The sequence below is a fragment of the Deinococcus sp. genome, assembly GCF_025362455.1.
Taxonomy (GTDB): domain Bacteria; phylum Deinococcota; class Deinococci; order Deinococcales; family Deinococcaceae; genus Deinococcus.
Map to the genome: position 1 here is coordinate 1 of NZ_JANYGJ010000222.1, position 2,768 is coordinate 2,768.

3 protein-coding genes and 1 pseudogene are annotated in these 2,768 nt (G+C 63.8%); 1 reads left to right on the forward strand and 3 read right to left on the reverse strand.

The window, feature by feature from the left end:
- From Q0R23_RS15545 to Q0R23_RS15555, 3 genes are all read right to left on the reverse strand, one after another.
- The coding region (locus Q0R23_RS15545; RefSeq protein WP_293914423.1) for a HAMP domain-containing protein at window positions 1–497 on the reverse strand (497 nt) is incomplete at its 3' end.
- A gap of 73 nt (window positions 498–570) precedes the next feature.
- Window positions 571–1,254 carry a response regulator transcription factor gene (locus Q0R23_RS15550; protein WP_293914425.1) on the reverse strand — a complete coding sequence of 228 codons (684 nt, stop codon included), beginning with the start codon at window positions 1,252–1,254 and terminating at the stop codon, window positions 571–573.
- Window positions 1,255–1,351: 97 nt separating this feature from the next.
- Complete coding sequence (locus Q0R23_RS15555; RefSeq protein ID WP_293914427.1) at window positions 1,352–1,972, reverse strand: DUF305 domain-containing protein; 621 nt, start codon at window positions 1,970–1,972, stop codon at window positions 1,352–1,354.
- A 514-nt stretch (window positions 1,973–2,486) separates the two neighbouring features.
- Here Q0R23_RS15555 and Q0R23_RS15560 point away from each other — a divergent pair.
- Window positions 2,487–2,768 (forward strand): annotated as a pseudogene (locus Q0R23_RS15560) (hypothetical protein); the annotation flags it as partial.

The window sequence follows — 2,768 nt, forward strand, 5'->3', positions numbered from 1 at the left end:
GCCTCGGCGTACCCCTGGAGGGCGGTCAGCGGCGTGCGGAGTTCGTGGGCGACGTTGCTGATCAGCTCGGTGCGCGAGGCTTCGACTTCGGCCAGGGCCAGGGCCATCCGGTTGAAGTTACGGGCCAGGTCGGCCAGTTCATCCTGACCCGTTTCCGGCAACCGCCGCTGATAGTGGCCCTGAGCGATTGATAAACTGCCCGCGCTGAGCAGCCGCACCGCCTGCACCACGCGCCGCGCCGCCAGATACGCCATCAGAAAGGCGACGGCCAGCGCCACCCCGGAGGCCAGCAACAGGGCGCTGTTGAAGGTGTCGCGCATGCCCCGGCTGAGGTCGCCGCGCAGCGTCTGCCCACCGGGGCCGATCAGGCCGACCATCTGCTCGACGTGGTGGCGGATGAAGGCGGGCGCCGTCACCTCGGCCAGCACGAACAGCGCCAGCACGGTCAGCACCACCACCAGGGCGTGCGAGAGAAACAGGCGGGGCAGCAGCTTCATACGGGAAGCATAGGCCGGATAGACGGCTCACCACCGGCCTGTCCGGCGACCAAATGTGCAGCGCCCGGTCCTGTCAAGGTACACCGCCAGCGTCGCCGTCCCTGAAGCGGTAGCCGTACCCCCGCACGGTTTCGATAAAAGTCGGCGCCTCCGGGTCGTCGCCCAGCTTGCGGCGCAGCATCTGGATATTGACGTCCACCACCCGTTCGGTGCCCGCGAAATCGGCGCCCCAGACCCGGTCCAGCAGCCGCTCACGGCTCAGCGCGGTGCCCCGGTGGCGGGCCAGGGTCAGCAGCAGCTCGAACTCGGTGCGGCTGACGTTCAGCGGCTCGCCGCTTAAGCTGACCGTGCGGGCCTGGGCAGCGATCACCAGCGGTCCCAGCGTCAATACGTCACGGACGTTGGCCCGCCGCAGCAACGCCTCGACCCGCGCCACCACCTCGCGGGGACTGAACGGCTTGACCACGTAGTCGTCGGCGCCCAGCCTCAGACCGCGCACCCGGTCCTCCTCGCCGCCACGGGCGGTGAGCAGCAGCAGCGGCAGGTTCGGGTAATGGGCGCGGGCGTGCCGAGTCAGCTCCAGGCCGCTCTGGCCTGGCAGCATCCAGTCGAGGATCGCCACATCCACGCCGCCCAGTGCCGACTCGGCTTCCAGGCCGTCGCGGGCCTGCACGACCTCATAGCCGCCGCGCGTGAGGTAGGCGCTCAGGATTTCCAGAATGGCGGGATCATCGTCAACGACCAGCACTCGCGCCACATGAACTCCTCAGTAAAGGCAAGGCGCGGATCTCTGCTGCCGCGCCTCACCTGGTGTGTTCAACGGCCCTGATTGGGCTGTTGCGCTGACCTGCCGCTTACTTCTTCAACAACCAGGTGCGGAACTCGTACATCTCCTTAGCCTGCGCCACCACGATATTCTGCGCCAGCTTGAGTACCTTGGGGTCAGCACTCTTTTGCAAGGCGACATTCGCCATGTCGATGGCCGAGGAATGATGCGGCACCATGCCCTGAACGAAGGCGAGATCCGGGTTCTTGGCCGCCTTGACCATCGTCCCCATACCCTTCATGCCGTCCATCATGGCCATCATCTTGGGGTCCGCGCCGCCCAGGGGCTTCAGGAGCGCTGTCATGGTCGTGATTTCGGCCTGCTGCGAGCTGATGATGCCCTGCGCCCAGCGCTTGACCTGCGCGTCCTTGGTGGTCGGCAGGATTGCCCTGGCCATATCGAGTGCCGCCTGATGGTGAGGGATCATCATGCTCAGAAAGGCGCGGTCGAACGCCTTGCCGCTGAGTTTGCTCAGGGTGGCGGTGGTGTCCATGCTGCCGGTGGACATAGTCATCCCCGGCATGCTGCTGGAGGCGCTGGGCGTACTCATATCCATACCGGGCATGCTGTTCTGAGCGAAGGCGCTGCCGAGGGTGATGGCGCTGGTCAGGAGCAGGGTGGTCAGGCGAATTGGGGCAGTGAGTTTCATACCTCCACGGTAGGCAGGTGGTGTAAAGATCCTGTAAAACGCCGCTACCTGAATAAATGATCAAGCCAGAGTATCGCCAGCGTGCCCCACAATGTGGCCAACCTCAGCCTGTTTATCAGCTCCCATTGGGTTCGCGCTGCTCCTTATCTCCCGGCATGGAACCCAAGATGTGCTGGTGAACTGCCCACTACTTTCAGGCCACGCTGCTTACGCCTCCCGTTCATTGAGGCTGTCCCGTCCGTACCAGTTGTCGCGGCCCTATCTTCACCTTCAGTTATTCAAGCGGGGAGCCGTTTTTGCTGCTCTGGACTGTCTTCATGCTCTATGCTTCGAGCGCTGTCCCGCTCGTCCCGGTATATCAGGGGTACTGCCCGGAATAATCCCGTCATACTGGATCGTTTCGCAGCCCACTGGAGCGGAATAGAGTTTGGGCGTCAGTGCAAGTCTGAAGCGACGCGCCCAAGCCTAAATTACCGATATAGACGGCAAAGATGACCGTATAGGGGGCTCGTCCATGACTACGAGGCAGAAACCAGAGGGCAATACCAAGCCGCGCCGGGGCCATAAAGAGGGTACTTACACTGCTCAGCCAAATGGACGTATCCGCTGGCGCGTCTGGGTTACGGATGCCAGAGGGGGCGGCAGCCAGCGAAGCGGGACAGCGGACACCGAAAAGCAGGCCCGAGGAGCCGTCCGGCAACTGCTTCAGGCCGCCGAGAGCCGTAAGTTACCCAGCCGCTCAACCACAACGCTGGCCGAGCACCTGCAATTGTGGCTCGCCCAGAAGGATGGTATC